Source organism: Paracoccus sediminicola, assembly GCF_027912835.1.
In the GTDB taxonomy this organism is placed as follows: domain Bacteria; phylum Pseudomonadota; class Alphaproteobacteria; order Rhodobacterales; family Rhodobacteraceae; genus Paracoccus; species Paracoccus sediminicola.
Genome location: NZ_CP115768.1, coordinates 1,776,783 through 1,796,322, shown reverse-complemented (window position 1 = coordinate 1,796,322; position 19,540 = coordinate 1,776,783). Strand labels below are relative to the sequence as shown.

General features: G+C 64.6%; 19 protein-coding genes. 11 read left to right on the top strand and 8 right to left on the bottom strand.

Going from position 1 to position 19,540, the window contains the following annotated elements; all coding sequences use genetic code 11:
- The first annotated feature begins 8 nt into the window (after positions 1–8).
- The 7 genes from PAF18_RS08885 to recN all read left to right on the top strand — a co-directional run bounded on the left by PAF18_RS08885 (position 9) and on the right by recN (position 8,919).
- Positions 9–932, top strand: a complete 924-nt coding sequence (locus PAF18_RS08885) for a D-alanine--D-alanine ligase (protein WP_271115398.1) — start codon at positions 9–11, stop codon at positions 930–932.
- The gene (locus PAF18_RS08880) at positions 920–1,906 is read left to right on the top strand and encodes a cell division protein FtsQ/DivIB (protein ID WP_271115397.1); all 987 of its coding nucleotides are present in this window, start codon (positions 920–922) and stop codon (positions 1,904–1,906) included. The genes PAF18_RS08885 and PAF18_RS08880 overlap by 13 nt, the downstream gene beginning before the upstream one ends.
- 18 nt (positions 1,907–1,924) lie before the next feature.
- Positions 1,925–3,259 carry a cell division protein FtsA gene (gene ftsA, locus PAF18_RS08875; RefSeq protein ID WP_271115396.1) on the top strand — a complete coding sequence of 445 codons (1,335 nt, stop codon included), beginning with the start codon at positions 1,925–1,927 and terminating at the stop codon, positions 3,257–3,259.
- A gap of 222 nt (positions 3,260–3,481) precedes the next feature.
- A complete protein-coding gene (ftsZ, locus tag PAF18_RS08870; RefSeq protein ID WP_271115395.1) occupies positions 3,482–5,086 on the top strand; it encodes a cell division protein FtsZ in 1,605 nt (534 codons plus the stop codon).
- A 233-nt stretch (positions 5,087–5,319) separates the two neighbouring features.
- Positions 5,320–6,258, top strand: a complete 939-nt coding sequence (gene lpxC, locus PAF18_RS08865) for a UDP-3-O-acyl-N-acetylglucosamine deacetylase (RefSeq protein ID WP_271115394.1) — start codon at positions 5,320–5,322, stop codon at positions 6,256–6,258.
- Between the two features lie 140 nt (positions 6,259–6,398).
- The gene (locus PAF18_RS08860) at positions 6,399–7,244 is read left to right on the top strand and encodes an outer membrane protein assembly factor BamD (RefSeq protein ID WP_271115393.1); all 846 of its coding nucleotides are present in this window, start codon (positions 6,399–6,401) and stop codon (positions 7,242–7,244) included.
- 34 nt (positions 7,245–7,278) lie between these two features.
- Positions 7,279–8,919: a DNA repair protein RecN gene (gene recN, locus PAF18_RS08855; RefSeq protein ID WP_271115392.1), complete on the top strand. Its 1,641-nt coding sequence runs from the start codon at positions 7,279–7,281 to the stop codon at positions 8,917–8,919.
- A 7-nt stretch (positions 8,920–8,926) separates the two neighbouring features.
- Here recN and PAF18_RS08850 read toward each other — a convergent pair whose 3' ends face one another.
- From PAF18_RS08850 to PAF18_RS08825, 6 genes are all read right to left on the bottom strand, one after another.
- Positions 8,927–9,169 (bottom strand): hypothetical protein, encoded by a 243-nt coding sequence (locus PAF18_RS08850; RefSeq protein ID WP_271115391.1) that lies wholly within the window; start codon positions 9,167–9,169, stop codon positions 8,927–8,929.
- A 139-nt stretch (positions 9,170–9,308) separates the two neighbouring features.
- Entirely contained in the window at positions 9,309–10,184 is an 876-nt protein-coding gene (gene mmsB / locus PAF18_RS08845; protein WP_271115390.1) for a 3-hydroxyisobutyrate dehydrogenase, read from the bottom strand.
- 36 nt (positions 10,185–10,220) lie between these two features.
- Entirely contained in the window at positions 10,221–11,219 is a 999-nt protein-coding gene (locus PAF18_RS08840; RefSeq protein WP_271115389.1) for an enoyl-CoA hydratase/isomerase family protein, read from the bottom strand.
- A complete protein-coding gene (locus PAF18_RS08835) occupies positions 11,219–12,364 on the bottom strand; it encodes an acyl-CoA dehydrogenase family protein (protein ID WP_271115388.1) in 1,146 nt (381 codons plus the stop codon). Before PAF18_RS08835 ends, PAF18_RS08840 begins: the two co-directional genes overlap by 1 nt.
- Before the next feature lie 75 nt (positions 12,365–12,439).
- Entirely contained in the window at positions 12,440–13,570 is a 1,131-nt protein-coding gene (locus PAF18_RS08830) for a carboxylate-amine ligase (RefSeq protein WP_271115387.1), read from the bottom strand.
- A 137-nt stretch (positions 13,571–13,707) separates the two neighbouring features.
- Positions 13,708–15,207, bottom strand: coding sequence for a CoA-acylating methylmalonate-semialdehyde dehydrogenase (locus PAF18_RS08825; RefSeq protein WP_271115386.1), 1,500 nt, complete (start codon positions 15,205–15,207; stop codon positions 13,708–13,710).
- Between the two features lie 98 nt (positions 15,208–15,305).
- Between PAF18_RS08825 and PAF18_RS08820 the strand changes: the two genes are divergently transcribed.
- The 3 genes from PAF18_RS08820 to coaD are packed head-to-tail and all read left to right on the top strand — an operon-like array spanning position 15,306 to position 17,264.
- Positions 15,306–16,223, top strand: coding sequence for a LysR family transcriptional regulator (locus PAF18_RS08820; protein WP_271115385.1), 918 nt, complete (start codon positions 15,306–15,308; stop codon positions 16,221–16,223).
- Positions 16,224–16,274: 51 nt separating this feature from the next.
- Complete coding sequence (locus tag PAF18_RS08815; protein WP_271115384.1) at positions 16,275–16,718, top strand: CBS domain-containing protein; 444 nt, start codon at positions 16,275–16,277, stop codon at positions 16,716–16,718.
- Positions 16,719–16,763: 45 nt separating this feature from the next.
- Positions 16,764–17,264, top strand: coding sequence for a pantetheine-phosphate adenylyltransferase (gene coaD / locus PAF18_RS08810; RefSeq protein WP_271115383.1), 501 nt, complete (start codon positions 16,764–16,766; stop codon positions 17,262–17,264).
- An 82-nt stretch (positions 17,265–17,346) separates the two neighbouring features.
- Here coaD and PAF18_RS08805 read toward each other — a convergent pair whose 3' ends face one another.
- Both PAF18_RS08805 and PAF18_RS08800 read right to left on the bottom strand, forming a co-directional pair.
- Positions 17,347–17,874 (bottom strand): bactofilin family protein, encoded by a 528-nt coding sequence (locus tag PAF18_RS08805; protein WP_271115382.1) that lies wholly within the window; start codon positions 17,872–17,874, stop codon positions 17,347–17,349.
- Entirely contained in the window at positions 17,864–19,114 is a 1,251-nt protein-coding gene (locus tag PAF18_RS08800; RefSeq protein ID WP_271115381.1) for a DUF5930 domain-containing protein, read from the bottom strand. Before PAF18_RS08800 ends, PAF18_RS08805 begins: the two co-directional genes overlap by 11 nt.
- A gap of 282 nt (positions 19,115–19,396) precedes the next feature.
- Between PAF18_RS08800 and PAF18_RS08795 the strand changes: the two genes are divergently transcribed.
- Entirely contained in the window at positions 19,397–19,540 is a 144-nt protein-coding gene (locus PAF18_RS08795) for a hypothetical protein (RefSeq protein ID WP_271115380.1), read from the top strand.

The following is a 19,540-nucleotide window of genomic DNA, read 5'->3' as shown; positions in this document are numbered from 1 at the left end:
AGGCGAAATTGGCGGGCAGGTCGAGCAGGACAGCCCCACATGTCGTCGTCCTCAAGGGCGGACCCTCGGCGGAGCGCGAGGTGTCGCTGTCATCGGGGGCGGAATGCGCCAAGGCGCTGCGGCAGGCGGGGTATGAGGTTACCGAGATCGACGCGGGGCAGGATCTGCCCGCGCGGCTGGCCGAGGCCGCCCCCGATGTGGTGTTCAACGCACTGCATGGCAGGTGGGGCGAGGATGGCTGCGTTCAGGGCATGCTCGAATGGCTGAAGCTGCGCTATACGCATTCCGGCGTTCTGGCATCGGCGCTGGCGATGGACAAGACCCGCTCGAAGCAGGTCTATCGCGAGGCCGGGTTGCCGGTGGTGGACAGCCTGATCGTTGCCACCGAAACCGCGCGCAGCTCGCACCCGATGGCCCCGCCTTATGTCGTCAAGCCCAATGCCGAAGGGTCGAGCGTCGGGATCTATATCGTCCGCGACGGCGCGAACGGCCCGGCCCAGCTTGGCGCGCAGATGCCGGCGGAAGTCATGGTCGAAACCTATGTGCCGGGGCGCGAACTGACCACCACGGTTCTGGGCGACCGCGCGCTCGGCGTGACCGAGATCATCACCGATGGCTGGTATGATTACGACGCGAAATACAAGACCGGCGGTTCGCGCCATGTCGTGCCCGCCGAAATCCCCGACGATATCAGCGCCGCCTGTCTCGATTATGCGCTTCGGGCCCATCGTGTGCTTGGCTGCCGCGGCATGAGCAGGACCGATTTCCGCTGGGATGACAGCCGCGGGCTGGCCGGTCTGTATCTGCTGGAAACCAACACACAGCCGGGCATGACGCCAACCTCGCTTGCGCCCGAACAGGCAGCAGCGGCGGGATTGGATTTTCCGGCGCTTTGCGCCTGGCTGATCGAGGACGCGCTATGCAGGGCATAAACCGGCAGCAAGACCCGGGCTTTTCGCCGCAGCCAACCCCGCCGCGCAAAGGCTGGAAGCGCCCCCAGCAAGAGGCAGAGAAGCCGAAGCGGGACCCCGCGCCGTCGCGCCTGGCCTATCGTCTGAACCGGATGTGGCTGACCCCGGCCTTTCGCAAGCTGACCCGGGTCGGCGTCCCGGCCTTTCTTCTGGCAATGACGGCAGGGCTGTGGCTTTCCGACGAGGATCGCCGCGCTTCGCTGGCGGGCGGGCTGACCGGCATGGTCGAGGCGGTGCAGAACCGCGAACAATTCATGGTGGGTTCGATGAAGATCGAGGGCGCCTCCGAGCCGGTCGAAAAGGCGCTGCGGATGATGCTGCCCGTCGATCTGCCGGCGTCGAGCTTTGATATTGATCTGGATCAGCTGCGCCAGGACATCATGATCCTCGATGCGGTGAAGGATGTGGATCTGCGCATCAAGCCCGGCGGCGTGCTGGCCGCGAAGGTGGTCGAGCGCGAGCCGGTCATGCTGTGGCGCCACGCCCGCGGGATCGAGCAACTGGACGAGAACGGCAAGCGCGTCGCATCGGTGACGTCGCGCTCGGTGCGGCCCGAATTGCCGCTGATCGCGGGCGAGGGGGCGGATGCCGCCGCCAGCGAGGCGATGCAGATCTATGCCGCCGCCGGGCCGCTTCTGCCCCGGGTGCGCGGCTTGCAGCGCATGGGCGAGCGGCGTTGGGATGTGGTGCTGGATCGCGGTCAGCGGATCAAGCTGCCCGCCGCCGGCGCCGTGGCCGCGCTGGAACGGCTGATCGCGCTCGACAAGGCGGAGGGACTGTTGTCGCGCGATGTGGCTCTGGTCGATCTGCGTGACGGGGCGCGCCCGGTGGCGCGCATCGGGATCAAGGCACAAAACACTATCCGCGCGGCGCGCGGGCTGCCGCTGCTCGATGCGGATGGCAGGGAACTGCCGCAACATGACAAGAAAAGCTGAGGGCGAGGGACAGACGAGATGAAGGATCTTTATCACCAACAGCGGGCGATGCGGAACATGCGGCAGGCGGCGCTGCAACGCGGGGTGATCGCGGTTCTGGATATCGGAAGCTCGAAAGTCGCCTGCTTCGTGCTGCAATTCGACGGGCCGGGCGTCTATCGCGAGACGGACGGGGTCGGGCCGATGGCCGGGCAGTCGAATTTCCGGGTGATCGGTGCGGCGACGACCCGCTCGCGCGGGGTGCGTTTCGGTGAGATCGAGACCATGGCCGAGACCGAGCGCGCCATTCGCACCGCCGTGCAGGCGGCGCAGAAGCTGGCCGGGGTCCGGGTCGATCATGCGATTGCCTGCATCGCCGGGGCGCGGCCTTCTTCTTATGGTTTGGACGGAGAGATCGCGCTGAAGAACGGGACTGTCGGGCAGGGCGATATCGCTCATGTGCTGGCCTCCTGCGAGGTGCCTGATTTCGGGCGCGGTCGGCAGGTGCTGCACGCGCAGCCGGTCAATTTCACCGTGGACGGGCGGTCGGGGCTGATGGACCCGCGCGAACATGCCGGGCAGGCGCTCGGTGTGGACATGCATGTGCTGACCGTGGATGCCGATGCGATCGACAATCTGGTCCATGTCATTCGCCGCTGCGACATGGAGCTGGCGGGGGTGGCCTCGGCCTCCTATATGTCGGCGCTGTCCTCGCTGGTGGAAGACGAGCAGGAGCTGGGTGCCGCCTGTATCGACCTTGGCGGCGGCGCGACCGGCGTGTCGATCTTCGTCAAGAAACACATGATCTTTGCGGATGCCGTCCCGATGGGCGGCAGCCTTGTCACCCAGGACATCGCCAAGGGGCTGCGCATCCCGATGGCCGTGGCCGAGCGTATCAAGACGCTGAATGGCGGGATCGAGGCGACGGGCCGCGACGACCGTGACCTGATCGAGCTGGGCGGCGAGACCGGCGACTGGGAGACCGATCGCCGCAGCGTCAGCCGCGCTGACCTGATCGGCATCATGCGCCCGCGCGTCGAAGAGATCCTCGAAGAGGTCGCGGCGATCCTCGATGCGGCGGGGTTCGATCATATGCCAAGCCAGCAGGTCGTGCTGACCGGCGGAGCCAGCCAGATCCCCGGGCTCGACGGGCTGGCGGCGCGGATGCTGGGCCGCAATGTCCGAATCGGGCGACCGTTGCGCATCCACGGCCTGCCGCATCAGCTGACCGGGCCGAATTTCGCCTCGGCCGTGGGGCTGGCGCTGTTTGCGGCCCATCCGCAGGACGAATGGTGGGACTTCGAGATGCCCGCCGACACCTATCCGGCGCGTTCTTTGCGCCGCGCCTATCGCTGGTTTCGCAACAATTGGTGACAGGCGTCTGAAATCATTGATAGTAGGGATGGCGGGCGTCGCCCCTATATCCTGCGGTGTCGGCAAGATAACGCCGGAAGCATATGACTTGCCCACAAGATTTTGCGTCTGAACCGTGTTTTTCGGGTGACGCTCGGCCCTCTCTTGGGTAGAGTTTTAGGAATACGGGGGATTCGACCGGGCGCGAGACCCAGGTCGCAGTCAAAACAACAGGCGGAAACCATGAACCTCAATCTGATGATGAACGACGAAGACGATCTGAAGCCGCGCATCACCGTGTTTGGTGTCGGCGGTGCAGGCGGCAACGCGGTCAACAACATGATCGAAAAGCAGCTTGATGGCTGTGTCTTCGTGGTTGCCAACACCGATGCGCAGGCGCTTCAGCAATCCAGCTCGGAGGCCCGCGTCCAGCTGGGGCCGAAAGTGACCGAGGGCCTCGGCGCCGGGGCCAAGCCCGAAGTCGGCGCCCGTGCCGCAGAGGAGACGATCGAGGATATCGTCGATCACCTGCAAGGCGCGCATATGTGCTTCATCACCGCCGGGATGGGCGGCGGCACCGGCACCGGCGCGGCTCCGATCATCGCGCAGGCGGCGCGCCAGATGGGCATTCTGACCGTCGGTGTCGTGACCAAGCCCTTCCAGTTCGAGGGCACCAAGCGGATGCGCCAGGCCGATCAGGGCGTCGAAGAGCTTCAGAAGCATGTCGACACGCTGATCATCATCCCCAACCAGAACCTGTTCCGCCTCGCAAACGAAAAGACCACCTTCACCGAAGCCTTCGCCATGGCCGATGACGTGCTGTATCAGGGCGTCAAGGGCGTGACCGATCTGATGGTGCGTCCGGGTCTGATCAATCTCGACTTCGCCGACGTGCGCGCGGTGATGGACGAGATGGGCAAGGCGATGATGGGCACCGGCGAGGCCGAGGGCGAGAACCGCGCCGTGCAGGCCGCCGAAAAGGCCATCGCCAACCCGCTTCTTGACGAGATCAGCCTGAACGGCGCCAAGGGTGTGCTAATCAACATCACCGGCGGCACCGATCTGACGCTGTTCGAACTGGACGAGGCCGCGAATATCATCCGCGACAAGGTGGATGGCGATGCCAATATCATCGTCGGCTCGACGCTGGACCCCGACATGGAAGGCGCGATCCGCGTCTCTGTCGTCGCGACCGGTATCGACGCCGCTGTCGAAGAGGCCGCGCCGCCCGCACCGCGTCGCCGGGTCGAGGCTGTCGCTCCGCAGCCTGCGCCCGAGCCCAAGGCCGAGCGGGAGGACGTGCCGCCGCGCCGTGCCGCCCCGCCGGCTGCGGCTCCGGCTGCCCGCGCCGAGGCGCCCGAGCCGCCGCAGACTTCGTTCGACGATGACGACATGCCCGCGCCGGCCTATCAGCCTCGCGAAGCTGCGCCGTCCCGCGCCGCGGCGCCCGCCGACCCGATAGGGGATGATGCCGAGAACTTCGTCGCCCCGCGCAGCGCCGCTCCGCGTGGCACCCCGCCTGCCGATGTGCTGGAACGGATGCGCCGCGCCGCCGCCGCACAGCCCGGTGCGGCCGCCCGCGGCCCGCAGGCTCCGGCGCGCAGCAAGCCTCAGGCCGAGGCGCCGGCGCGCGGGGAAAGCCGCATGGCCGGTCTGGGCCGCATGATCGAGCGCATGGCCGGTCATCACGGCGAGAAACCTTCGGCCGCTTCGATCGCCGATCGGGTGAACGAGCGTCTCTCGACCCGCCGTCAGGGCAGCGCCGAAGCCGATTTCGATGACCTCGCCGACGATTCGCAGGGCGACAACACCGAGATCCCCGCTTTCCTGCGTCGCCAGGCGAACTGATCGCGAAACCGACACGACGCATTCACGGATGCGTCAGACAATGCTCCGCAAAGGGCCTCCAGATGGGGGCCCTTTTGCCGTCCGGCCCGCAATATACGGAAAACCCGCGATTTTCGCCGAGGGCTTTGTTACAGAGAGTCACAAAACGTTAGTTGAGTAGACCTGCTGCCGCACCTAATTCCAGTCTTGCGGGCAAGCGAATGTCCCGCGGCAAAAAGAATACGGGCAGAACCATGCAGGCAACCATTGCGAAAGCGGCAGAGTTTCGGGGCGTCGGGCTTCACTCCGGCGTCAAGGCGCGCATGGGGATCCTGCCTGCGCCGGCCGATCACGGCATCGTCTTCGAGCGCAGCGACCTGCCGATGGGTGAGAACCGGATCCCGGCGCAGTGGGACCGTGTCGTGCCCTCGAAACTCTGCACGCTGATCGAGAATGAGGGCGGGGCGCGGGTCTCGACCATCGAACATATCATGGCGGCGCTTGCCGGCACCGGCATCCAGAACGCGCTGATCCGCATCGACGCGGGCGAAGTTCCGATCCTCGACGGCTCGTCGGCGGAGTTCGTGTCGGGCATCCTTGGCGCCGGCATCCGCACCCAGGATGCGCCGCAGCGCGCGATCCGGCTGAAACGCCCGGTCGAGGTGCGCGAGGGTCTGGCTGTCGCCCGTCTTGAACCGGCCGATCATCTGGAGATCGACTTTCATATCGAATTCGCCGACGCCGCGATCGGTCGCCAGGACAAGGCGCTCGACATGGCCAATGGCGCGTTCGTGCGCGAGTTGATGGACAGCCGCACCTTCTGCCGTCAATCCGATGTCGATGTGATGCGCGAAAACGGGCTGGCGCTTGGCGGCACCTATCTGAACGCGGTCGTGGTCGATGGCGACAAGGTGCTGTCGCCCGGCGGGTTGCGCCATGCCGATGAGGCGGTGCGTCACAAGATGCTCGACGCGATGGGCGATCTGGCCTTGGCCGGTGCGCCGCTTCTGGCCCGTTATTCGGGCAACCGGGCTGGCCACGCGATGACCAACAAGCTGCTTCGCGCGCTGTTTTCGGACCCTGATGCCTGGGAGTGGGTGACCTGCCCGTCGGAGCTTGAATGCCGGCTTCCGGGCGCCGGCGTTGCTGCCTATGGCCCGGTCAACGCACCGGCCCTGATTGCCGTTGCGTGAGCATTTACCACGGCGCGCAAGTGCCGGGAAAATCACTACATTGCCATTTTGCGCCCCCTGATGTTCTGTGCTAGGACGACCGGGCCGCGAAGACGGGCCCGACTCGTCCCCGGCGCGTAAGTTCTGACAGGCAGGTTCCAATGGTCCGCTTCGTTTCGTCCAAAACCCTTTTGGCAATGGCTCTGGCGGGCTCGGTACTGGCAAGCTGCGGTGGAAGCGGCTCAAGCGAGCGTATCCCAGTCGACAGTTTCACCGCCGAAGAAATCTATCGCCGCGGCGAATACGAGCTGGAAAACAATCGCGACCCCGATGCAGCGGTCTATTATTTCTCGGAGATCGAGCGGCTTTACCCCTATTCCCAATGGGCCAAGCGCGCGCTGATCATGCAGGCCTATGGCTATCACCGCGACAAGCAATATGAAGAGGCGCGCGGCGCAGCGCAGCGTTTCATCGACACCTATCCCGGCGACGATGACGCGGCCTACGCGAAATATCTGCTGGCGCTGTCCTATTACGACCAGATCGACGAGATCGGGCGCGACCAGGGCCTGACCTTCCAGGCGCTTCAGGCGTTGCGCGAGGTGATCGAGGAATATCCCGACACCGAATATGCGCGCAGCTCGATCCTGAAATTCGACCTCGCCTTTGACCATCTCGCCGGCAAAGAGATGGAGATCGGGCGATATTACCTCAAGCGCGGCCATTATGCGGCCTCGATCAACCGCTTCCGCGTCGTGGTCGAGGATTTCCAGACCACCACCCACACGCCCGAGGCGCTGATGCGGTTGGTGGAGGCCTATCTGGCGCTTGGCCTCACCGATGAGGCGCAGACGGCGGGCGCGATCCTGGGATATAACTTCCAGTCCTCGCCCTTCTATCAGGATGCCTATGCTCAGCTTCGCGGACGCGGCCTGACCGCGACGGCGCAGGGCAATAGCTGGCTGACCAATGTCTATCGGCAGGTCATCCAGGGCAAATGGCTGTAATGGTGCGCTAAAGCGCACCCTCCGGGGTGGGGCGATGCTGCGCGAACTTCATATCCGCGACATGCTTTTGATCGACCGGCTCGAACTGGATTTCGGGCCGGGTCTGAACGTCCTGACCGGCGAGACCGGTGCAGGCAAGTCGATCCTGCTCGATTGCCTCGGCTTCGTGCTCGGCTGGCGCGGCCGGGCCGAGCTGGTTCGCAGCGGTGCCGAACAGGGCGAGGTGACGGCGGTGTTCGATCTGCCCGAAGGGCATCCGGGCCGCGCCGTGCTGGAAGAGGCCGGGATAGAGGTCGGGGAAGAGCTTATCCTGCGCCGCGTCAACAGCCGCGAAGGCCGCAAGACCGCGTGGATCAACGACCGGCGCGCTTCGGGCGAGGTGCTGCGCGCGCTCTCTGAAACCCTGGTCGAACTGCACGGACAGCATGATGATCGCGGTTTGCTGAACCCGCGCGGGCATCGGCATTTGCTGGACGCCTTCGCCGCGCTTGATCTGTCACCCATTCGCGCCGCATGGGCAGCGCGGCGCGATGCGGCACGCGCGCTTGCGCAAGCCGAGGCGCGGCTGGAAGAGGCGCGCAAGGAGGAGGATTTCCTGCGCCATGCGGTTGCCGAGCTGGATGATTTCGCGCCTGAACCCGGAGAGGATGAGACACTGGATGCCGCCCGCCGCATGATGCAGGGCGCCGAGCGCATTCGCGACGACGTGACCCGCGCGGCGCAGGCGCTCGGGCCGGACGGGGCAGAGGGTGCGATCCTCGACGCCAATCGCTGGCTGGAAGGCGCCGCTGACAAGGCCGGGGGGCGACTGGACGAGGCGATCAACGCGCTGTCCCGCGCCCTGATCGAACTGGGCGAGGCGACCACCGGAGTCGACGATGCGCTGCGCGAAATGCGCTTCGATCCGCATGAGTTGGAAGCGACCGAAGAGCGGCTCTTTGCGCTCCGCGCTCTCGCCCGAAAGCATGACACCGCGCCGGACGATCTGGCAGGGCTGGCCGAGACGCTGCGCAGCCGGCTTGAGGTGCTGGACGCGGGCGAAGAAGATCTGTCCCGGTTGCGCAACGAGCTCAGCGCCGCCGATGCCGGCTATGACAAGGCCGCAGAGGCGCTCCGCGCGGAACGCGCGGCGGCGGCGGGGCGGCTCGACGCCGCCATGACCGCCGAGCTTGCGCCGCTGAAGATGGAACGTGCCGTGTTCGAAACCCGGCTGAGCGAGGCCGAGCCCGGACCGGAGGGCCGCGACGCGGTGGCGTTTACCGTCGCGACCAACCCCGGCGCACCGGCCGGTCCGCTGGACAAGATCGCCTCGGGCGGTGAGTTGTCGCGCTTCCTGTTGGCGCTGAAAGTCAGCCTTGCGCGCGGCAATGACGCGCTGACCCTGATCTTTGACGAGATCGACCGAGGGGTTGGCGGTGCGACGGCGGATGCGGTGGGGCGCAGGCTCGCCCGGCTGTCGGAAACCGCTCAGGTGCTGGTCGTCACCCACTCACCCCAGGTCGCAGCACTTGGCAGCACGCATTTCCGCGTCGCCAAACAGGTCGAGGGCGATATGACCACGAGCAATGTCGTGTCGCTGAGCGCGGATGAACGGGTAGACGAAATTGCCCGGATGCTGTCCGGAGAGCAGGTCACCAAGGCGGCGCGCGATGCGGCGCGGTCGCTGATCGGCTGAGTGCCGATCAGTCGAGAATGCCCCTCACTTCGCGGATGATCGACTGAACCTCGTGGCTGCCGTCATCGATGCGGATCAGGAGATTATCGACCACCGCATAGTCGCTGCCCGGCAACTCGGGTCCGAGACCATAGCGGCCCGGCGACGTCACGATATGCAGCCGATCGCCGCTGATCACATCGCCAACTTCGACGATGTCGCGCGGCTTGCCATCCTCGTTCCGCCCGGCATAGGCGAGCGCTGATGTCATCATCGCCGCGCCTGCGACAAGCACTGAGATCTTTCTTCTGAAGGTCACGATCTGCTCGGATTCTTGGTCTTGATTTTGGGAAACGTCAGATCGTCCGATTAGGTTCCCGCAGAAACCATCGAAACATGTCGCAATTTTGTCAGCCGCCATGACCTCTGGTTTCGAACCGTGGAAGCATTGCCGAGAAATCCTTTCCCGCCCCGTCTTCCTGCGTCACGAAGCGGTCGTAAAGCTGCAAGGCAAGCGCACCAATCGGCGTATCCGCATCGGCGCTCTCTGCGGCCTGTTGCGCGAGGCGCAGATCCTTCAGCATGAGGTCGGCGGCAAAACCGGGCTTGTAGCCGTTATCGGCGGGCGATTGCGGACCGATACCGGGGGCCGGGCAATAGGCGTTCATCGACCAGCTATAGCCCGAGGAGGTCGAGACCACGTCGAACATTTTCTGGCGGTCGAGCCCGAGCTTGTCGGCCAGCGCAAAGGCCTCGCAGGTGACGATCATCGTCGCGCCGAGGATCATGTTGTTGCAGATCTTCGCCGCCTGACCGGCACCGGATTCGCCGCAATGCACGGCCTTCTGTCCCATGATCTCGAAAAGCGGCTCCACGGTCGCGAACGCTTCGGCATCGCCGCCGACCATGAAGGTCAGCGTTCCGCCCGAAGCGCCGGTAATCCCGCCCGAGACCGGCGCGTCAAGCGCGCCAAGCCCGGCCTCTCGGGCCTGTTCGGCGACGGCGCGGGCGCTGTCCACATCCACCGTCGAGCAATCGCAGAACACCGCGCCCTGCCGCATGGCCGGGATGATCTTGCCCGCCACCTCGCGCAGGATCTGACCATTGGGCAGCATGGTGATGACGACATCGGCATCCCGCGCCGCCTCTTCTGCGCTGCCAGCTTGGGTCAACGGTGCCTGCGGTTCGGCCTGCACATCGAAGCCCGTCACCTCGTGCCCGGCCTCGGCCAGGTTGATCGCCATCGGCATCCCCATATTGCCGAGTCCGATAAATCCGATCTTCATCTTCGTCTCCTCCCCTGTCCTGGCGCGCTTTGGCACTCAGTCGAAATGCAGCTCATCCGGTCCGAGCGGGGCCAGCATCCGGTCCACCGCCTGTGGCGAGGCCTCGGCCGTCCAGTTCGGATTGCGGTCCTTGTCGATGATCTGGGCGCGCACACCCTCGATGAAATCGCCATATTCGGTCGCGCGGTGGGTAAAGCGATATTCGCGGGCAAGGCTGTCCTTCACATCACCGTCCTCACGCGCCGCGCGCACCAGCCTGAGCCCGGCTTCCATGGAGAGAGGAGAGTTGCGGCGGATCGGCTTGAGCGCCGCGTCATTGCCCTGCGCCTCAAGAGACGAGATGATCTCGGCCAGGCTATCGCCCTCGAAGGCCGTGAGATCCGCCTCGGCCAGCCGCGATGCGGGCGCGGGCTGGCCTTTCAGCGTCGAGACATCGCCGGTCTCGGCAAGCCGGTCGATCAGGTTCGGCCACTCGGGTTCGGGGATAAAGAAATCCGCGAAACCGGCATGCAGCGCGTCGCCTGCATCCATCCGGTCAGCGGTCATCATCAGATATTCGCCAATCCGTCCCGGCGCGTGACCCAGAAGAAACGAACCGCCCACATCCGGGATCAGCCCGATCCCCGATTCCGGCATGGCGATGCGGGTCGTGTCACCGACGACGCGGTGGCTGGCATGGCCGCCAACCCCGACGCCCCCGCCCATTACGAAGCCTTGCATAAAGGCGACGATGGGTTTCGGGTAGGCGTCTATCGCCGCATTCATCCGATACTCGTCGAAGAAGAACTGCTGTCCCTCGGCATGATCGCCCGCCAGCCCGGCGCGATAGACCGCGCCGATATCGCCGCCCGCGCAGAATGCCTTACCACCCTCGGCGTCGATGATGACCAGCGCTACCTCGGGGTCGTCGCGCCACTCGTCCAGCGCGGCATGAATCTCTTTCACCATCTCGTGGCTCAGAGCGTTCAGCGCCTTTGGCCGGTTAAAGGTCATCCGTCCCGCACGGCGGTCCCTGCGGATCTCCATCTCTGCCATCAGCGTGCCTCTGCCAGCAATGCGCGGCTGACGATCAGCCGCATGATTTCGTTGGTGCCTTCAAGGATCTGATGCACGCGCAGGTCGCGCACGATCTTTTCGATCCCGTAATCGGCAAGATAGCCATAGCCACCATGCAGTTGCAGGCACTGATTGGCCACCTCAAAGGCGCGGTCGGTGACATGCAGCTTGGCCATGGCGCAGAATTTCGTCGCATCGGACGCGCCCTGATCCAGTTTCCACGCAGCCTGGCGCAGGAAGATGCGCGACGATTGCAGCGCGGTTTCCATCTCGGCCAGCCGAAATTGCAGCGCCTGGAACTGATCGAGCGTTTTGCCGAAAGCCTTGCGTTCGGCCATATAGGCCACCGTCCGGTCGAGCGCCGCCTGCGCGCCACCAAGCGCCGCCGCCGAGATGTTCAGCCGCCCGCCATCAAGCCCTGCCATCGCATAGGAAAAGCCGCGCCCATCCTCGCCGATCTGGTTATCGAGCGGCACCAGACAATCATCGAACTGCACCACTGCGGTCGGCTGCGCCTTCCAGCCCATCTTGCGTTCGGGCGCGCCGAAGCTGAGCCCGTCGCTGCCATCTTCGACCACCACGGTCGAGATGCCCTTCGGCCCATCTTCCCCGGTGCGGATCATGGTCAGATAGCAATCCGAATAGCCGCCGCCCGAGATGAACGCCTTGGCCCCGTTCAGGCGGAAACCTTCATTCGTCCGCTCGGCCCGGCTACGCAACGCGGCGGCGTCCGAGCCGGAGCCGGGCTCGGTCAGGCAATAAGACCAGATCTTGTTCATGGCGCAGAGATCGGGCAGGAACCGCGCCTTCACTTCGTCAGAGCCGAATTTGTCGATCATCCCGCCGCACATGTTGTGGATCGACAGGAAGCTGGCGACCGAGGGGCAGGCCATGGACAGCGCCTCGAAGATCAGCGTTCCGTCAAGCCGCGACAGGGCCGAGCCGCCATGTTCCTCGGAAACAAAGATCCCGCCAAGCCCGAGTTCGGCCAGCTTGGGCCAGAGATCGCGCGGGATGGTTCCCTCTTCTTCCCAGGCTTCTACGTAGGGGGCGATATGCTCGGCGCCGAATTCGCGCGCCATGTCGAAAATCGCCTGCTGCTCCTCGCTTGGCGCGAAATCCATGTCCGGTCCTCCCTCCGCGGAAATGAACAGTCGTTTATTTGGAGAATCTTACGACAGTATTGCAAGCCCGCCCGGCTACAGCCCTTCGCGGAATTCCTCGATCAGTGAGCTGACAACCGCGCGCAGCGCCTCGTCATCGCTGGCACCTTCCGCCTTGCGGTCCTGAAAACAACGCCGCTGCCGCTCGGCCGAGGTGCCGCCGCTGACGATCCTGTTCAGCGATTGCAGTGCCGCGCCGCTGCCAAGCGCTTCGACATCCGGGGCGATCAGGCCCTGCCACTCCTCGGCCAGCTTTTCGAATGGAACGATTTCATGCGCGCCGAAATCGATCATCCCCTCAGTGATGCCATAGCGGATGGCGCGCCAGCGATTCTCGCCCAGCAGAAAATTGTCATATTGCCGCCAGCGGGCATTGCTGCGCGACAATCTCCACAGCATCCGCATCGTCGCCTGGATCAGCGCGGCGACGGCGATCGTGTCGTCGAGCCTTGGGCAGGCGTCGCAGATCCGGGTTTCCAGCGTCGGGAATTTCGACGAAGGGCGCAGATCCCACCAGACCTTGCTGGCATCCTCGATGATGCCGAGCTCGGTCAGCACCGCGACCGAGCGTTCATATTCGTCCCAGCTGGTGATCTTGGAGGGCAGCCCGGTGCGCGGCATCCCGTCGAACACCGTCATCCGGTACGAGGCCAGCCCGCTATCCTGACCTTGCCAGAACGGGCTGGATGTCGAAAGCGCCAGCAGATGCGGCAGGAAATAGCTGAGCTGGTTCATCAGGTCGATGCGCATGGACCGGCTTTCCAGCCCGACATGGACATGCATCCCGCAGATCAGCATCCGCTGCGCCGTGGCGGCCAGATCGCGGGCGAGTTCGTTATAGCGCGCCTTGTCGGTCTGTTCCTGATCGCGCCAGTCGGCATAGGGATGGCACGAGGCCGAGATCGGGGCCAGCCCATATTCCCCGGCGATGCGGGAAATGGTGCGGCGCAGATGGGCAAGCTGGTTTCGTGCCTCGGTGATGTCGGCGGCGACGGGCGTGCCGACCTCGATCTGGCAACGCAGGAATTCAGGGCTGACCTGATCGGCCAGCTCGGCCTTGCAGGCATCCATCAGCGCGTCGGGCGCCTCGGCCAGATCGCCGGTCTCGGCATTGACCAGCAGATATTCCTCTTCGATGCCCAGCGTGAAATCCGGTGCTGCGGTCATGGCGGTCCCCTCCCTCGTTAATCAGCGTCACAAGTCACTCAGCGTCACAATAGGCCGATCAAGACGCATCGGGCGGGGCGGCGCAAGCAAAAGGGGCCCGCTCGGGGCCCCTTGCCGGATCGCAATGGCGTCCGGGATCAGTCCATCGCCTTGAAGTTGAACTCGCCGCCTTCCTTGATGCCCGAAGGCCAGCGGGCGGTGACGGTCTTGGTGCGGGTATAGAAGCGGAAGGCGTCCGGGCCATGCTGGTTCAGATCGCCGAAACCGGATTTCTTCCAGCCACCGAAAGTGTGATAGGCCAGCGGCACCGGGATCGGGACATTGATGCCGACCATGCCGATATTGATCCGGTTGGCGAAGTCGCGCGCGGTGTCGCCGTCGCGGGTATAGATCGCCGTGCCGTTGCCATATTCATGGTCGAGCGCGAGCTGGATCGCTTCCTCATACGAACCGGCGCGGACCGTGGACAGCACCGGGCCGAAGATCTCGGTCTTGTAGATGTCCATGTCCGGCGTCACGCGGTCGAAGAGATGAGGGCCGACAAAGAACCCGTCCTCGTAGCCTTGCAAGCTGAAATCCCGGCCATCGACGACCAGTTCCGCGCCCTGATCGATGCCTGTCTGCACGAGGCGGTGGATATTCTCCTTCGCGGCCTTGGTCACGACCGGCCCGAAATCCACGTCGTCGCCCGCGGTGTAGGGGCCGACCTTGAGCTTTTCAATCCGCGGCACCAGCTTTTCGACAAGCGCGTCGGCGGTCTTTTCGCCCACCGGCACCGCGACCGAGATCGCCATGCAGCGTTCGCCCGCGGCCCCGTATCCGGCACCCACAAGCGCATCCGCAGCCTGATCCAGATCGGCATCGGGCATGATGATCATGTGGTTCTTCGCGCCGCCGAAACACTGGGCGCGCTTGCCGGTCCGGGCGGCCTCTTCATAGATATACTGCGCAATAGGGGTCGAGCCGACAAAGCCGATGGCCTGAATCGTCTCGCTTTGCAGCAGCGCATCCACGGCGCCCTTGTCGCCATTGATGACCTGCAACACCCCGTCGGGCAGCCCGGCTTCCTTGAACAACGCGGCCAGCATCAGCGGAACCGAGGGGTCCCGCTCGGACGGCTTCAGGATCATCGCATTGCCTGAGGCAAGAGCCGGCCCCATTTTCCACAGCGGGATCATCGCGGGGAAGTTGAACGGCGTGATGCCCGCCACGACGCCCAGAGGCTGACGCATGGAATACATGTCGATGCCCGGCCCGGCGCCATCGGTGAATTCGCCTTTCAGCAGATGCGGCGCGCCGATGGCGAATTCGATCACCTCCAGCCCACGCTGCACATCGCCCTTGGCGTCGGGGAAGGTCTTGCCATGCTCGCTCGACAGAACCTCGGCCAGCTTATCCATGTCGCGGTTCAGCAGGCGCACCATTTCCATCATCACCCGAGCGCGTCGCTGCGGATTGGTCGCGCCCCACGCGATCTGGGCCTCGGCGGCGCTGTCGATGGCGGCCTTCATTTCGGCGTCGGACGCAAGCGCGACCTTGGCCTGAACCTCGCCGGTGGCGGGATTGAACACATCTGCAAAACGCCCGGAGCCGCCCGCGACTTCACTGCCGTCGATCCAGTGACCAATCTCTTTCATGATGTCCTCCTGTCCAAGTTGCAGCTAAGGTAACTTGCAAAAATGCAGCGAGAAAGCGCAAATCAGGCAAAAGGGTTTTGCGAAAATGCAGGTGTAGCTTGGACTGGGACGATCTGCGCGTGTTTCTCGCCGTCGCGCGGGATGAGGGCCTGTCGCGGGCGGGCAAACGTCTCGGGATGGACCCGTCGACCGTCAGCCGCCGCGTCGCGCGGCTCGAAGCGGCACTTGGCCACCCGCTCTTTCTGAAGTCGCCGCAGGGCTATGCCGTGACCGCGGAAGGTGCGCGGCTGATCCCCCATGCCGAAGCGGCTGAGCGGGCGCTTGGCGGAGCCGCGGAGTCGCTCGGCCAGCAAGGGGAGCTGACCGGGCAATTGCGGATCGGCGCGCCGGATGGCTGCGCGAATTATTTGCTGCCCCAAGTCGCCGCGGAAATCTGCGACGCCCATCCCGGGCTCGAGATCCAGATCGTCGCGCTGCCCCGCGTTTTCAACCTGACCAAGCGCGAGGCCGATTTCGCGATCTCGGTAAGCCGGCCCGAAACCGGGCGACTGGTGGTGCAGCGGCTCTGCGATTATCACCTGCACCTGGCGGCGCATTGCGACTATCTGGCGGCCAGCACAGCGATCGATTCGCTGGCCGATCTGCGCGATCACAGGCTGATCGGCTATATTCCCGATATGATCTTCGACCGCGAGCTGGATTATCTCGGCCCGCTTCTCGAGCGGGCCGGGGCCGAGCCCGCACGGCTGACATCGAATTCGGTCTCGGTGCAGATGCAGGCGATCCGGGGCGGGGCAGGGGTGGGGATCGTGCATGATTTCGCCATTCCCTTCACCCCGGGCGTCACGCGGGTCCTGCCCGACAGCTTTGCGCTGACCCGCAGTTTCTGGATGATCCGCCATGCCGATGACCGCCGTTCCGAACGGCTGAACCGGCTGGCGAACGAGTTGGCACAGGGATTGCGGCGCGAGGTGGCGCGGCTGGAATCTGCCGTCGAAACAGCGGGTAGGGCTTGACCTCTCCGCCGGTTGCGACAGACTGAACAAAGACAACCATCGGAGGGCAACATGCTGGTCAGGCAAATACTTTCACTGAAAGCCGCGAATGTCTCGGAGATCGTGACCATTGCCCCGACCGCCAGCATCGCCGAGGCCGCGAAGCTTCTGGCCGAGAAGCGCATCGGCGCGGTCGTTGTCAGCGAGGACGGCAAGAAACCCGACGGCATCCTGTCCGAGCGCGACATCGTGCGCGGATTGGGCAAGCAGGGCGACGAGGTGCTGAGCGGCCCGGTCAGCGGCATGATGACGCGCAAGGTCTCGACCTGCACCACAGGCGAAGACGCCATGGCGGTGCTGGAACGCATGACCGAAGGACGTTTTCGCCATCTCCCCGTGATCGACGATGACGGCAACATGCTCGGCATCGTCTCAATCGGCGACGCCGTATCGGCCCGGCTCAAGGAACTCAGCGACGAGAAAGACGCGCTCACCGGAATGATCATGGGCTCCTGAAAACGGCCTCTGGCAGTTCACTCAGGCGTTGCGAAAGGACAGGCCATGCGGACAGGGCTTTACCCGGGGACGTTCGATCCGATCACCCTGGGCCATATCGACATCATCGAGCGGGCCATGGCGCTTGTCGACCGGCTGGTGATCGGCGTGGCCATCAATCGCGACAAAGGACCGCTTTTCGATCTCGAAGACCGCGTCGCCATGGTGGAACGCGAATGCGCCGCGATCACCCGCGTCACCGGCGGTGAGATTACCGTGCATCCGTTCGAGAACCTGCTGATCGACTGCGCGCGCGACGTCGGCGCGTCGGTGATCGTGCGCGGGCTGCGCGCCGTGGCGGATTTCGAGTATGAATTCCAGATGGTCGGCATGAACCGGGTGCTGGATGACGAGATCGAGACGGTGTTTCTCATGGCCGATGCACAGCGGCAGTCCATCGCCTCGAAGCTGGTCAAGGAAATTGCCCGGCTTGGCGGCGATGTGTCGAATTTCGTCACCCCGTCCGTGAACGCGGCACTTCAGGAAAAATTCGGCGCGCCGAACTGAGCCGCTGCTGCGGCGACCTTGGAACCGAATGAAAAAAGGGGCCTCCGCGGCCCCTTTTCGATTTCTGCTTTTGCAGACGTGCTCAGGCGCCGGTTTTGGCGAAATCCGTCGACGGCGCGGCAAGTTTCTTGGTGCCGCCCTGCGCCAACGGATCGTCCTGACGCTGCACCGAGCCTTCGAAATGCGCGCCCGATTCGATGGCGATGGTCTTGTGGATGATGTCGCCTTCGACGCGCGCGGTCGAAGACAGCCGCACCTTCACACCGCGCAGGCGGCCGATGACGCGGCCGTTCACGATGACCTCGTCGGCCAAGACCTCGCCGCGCACCGTTGCGCTGTCGCCGATGGTCAGCTGGCGGGCGCGGATGTCGCCCTCGATCGTGCCCTCGATCTGGACATCTCCGTCGGTCTGGAGATCGCCCTTGATGGTGAGGTCCGAAGACAGCACCGACGGCGCCGAGCGGCGCTGTTGAGGCTGCTGCTGCGGGGCCGCGCTTTGCGGCTGCCGGGCTTTGTCCTTCGGGGTCTCGGGCACGGCGACGGTTTCCGATTCGGCCGCCGGCGCGGGATTGCGATTCTGCGTTTCGGTCACGCGAGACTTAGAAAACATTCTGTGCCGCCTTGATGAAGCTCATGGGATCGACAGCCGATCCGTTCACCCGGACTTCATAGTGAAGATGCGGGCCGGTCGACCGTCCGGTATTGCCCATATCACCGATCTGCGCGCCGCGCGACACTTTCTGACCGACCTTCACGCGGATCTTAGAAAGATGCGCATAGCGGGTCTCGGTGCCGAGCGCGTGCTCGATCTTGATGAGGTTGCCATAGCCGCCGGCGCGGCCGGCAAAGGTCACGACGCCATCGCCGGGCGCCAGCACCGGCGTGCCGGGCGGGCCGGCAAGGTCAATGCCCTTATGGGCGCGGCCCCACCGCGCGCCGAAGCCCGAGGTGAAGCGGAATGCGGATTTCACCGGCATGTCGAGCGGCAGCTTGGCGCTTGCGATACGATAGCGGTTCACCTGATCCAGGCTGACGATGATCTCGCCAGCGCGGGCCTCGGTCTCGCTGATCGCGGCGTTGCCACTGGTCGAGACGGTCGCCTGGGTCAGCGGACCGCCCTGGCCGGAATAGCCCTGGTCGATATCGGCCAGCAGTTTTTCCGTGTCGAGACCGATATTCGCGAACATCTCCTGAAACGGCACGACCGAGGCCGATACGGCATCTTCGATCTGATCGAAGATCTCGTTGTTGCGGGCGACAAGCTGTTCCTGCTCGGCCTTGGCGGCGGCGGCTTCTGCCTTGGCGAGGCGTGCGGCCTCTGCGGCTTCATCACGGGCCTCGGCGGTGCTGCGCAGCTTGTCGTTCAGCGCATTCAGCGCCAGATCCAGCTCTTCGCCGTCGGGGCCGTCGAGGGCGGGCATCGACGCCATCGCGGTCCCCAGCTTTTGCTGCACCGCGTCAAGACCGGCCTCAAGTTCGCGCTTCTGCTGCTGCGAGCTGAGCAATTCCGACTGGTATTTCTGCACCTGGTCCAGTGCGACCGCAAAGCGAAGCTGGGCATCGCGCGCCTCTGCCGCGCGAGCATCGCGTTCTTCGGCCAGCGCTGCCAGACGAGTCTCATAGGCCGATTGCGCGCCCGCCGCCTGGCTGTCGGAACCGCCGCCGATCCGGTCATAGGCCAGAAGAGCACCCGAAATGATCGCCCATCCCACGAGCAGCGCGCTTCCCCCCAGAAGCGCAAGCTGCGCGGAGGGCCGCAGATGGATGACTCGGGTCGATTTTTCGGTCTTCAGGAAAAGGCGCTTCTCTGGCAGGACGCGCTCGAGCGCTGAATTCGGGCGGTTGGACAAGGCAGCTATCCCCGGGTATCTTGTTGATTTTGCACCCTGAAGGGATGCGTCGTTCGGGTTCCGGCCAAACGGACGGAACATGCTTAGTGTCGTAAACAGGACACAGCATGAAGTTTCAACTGGGTTGGGGTGTGACTTCACGGAACTGGCAAGAAACTGCCTCAAATGGCGAAAAACCGCCGATTCCAGGACTGTCCCGGCATTAACCGCAGCGCGTTCCGTCTCTTGCCCGTGCGGGTCGCGGGAACTAATCACGACAGCAGGGCGACGGAAAGGGTCGGCGTGACGACGCGCATCGCAGTCATCATCTTTGTTCTCATCCTCGCGCTTTTCGCGGCGGATGCGCTGTGGCTGCACTGGAACCTGCCGGTGTTCCTGGGCAAGCGCTTCCTGGCGCTTGTGGAATATCTCAGCTTCTGGCGCTAA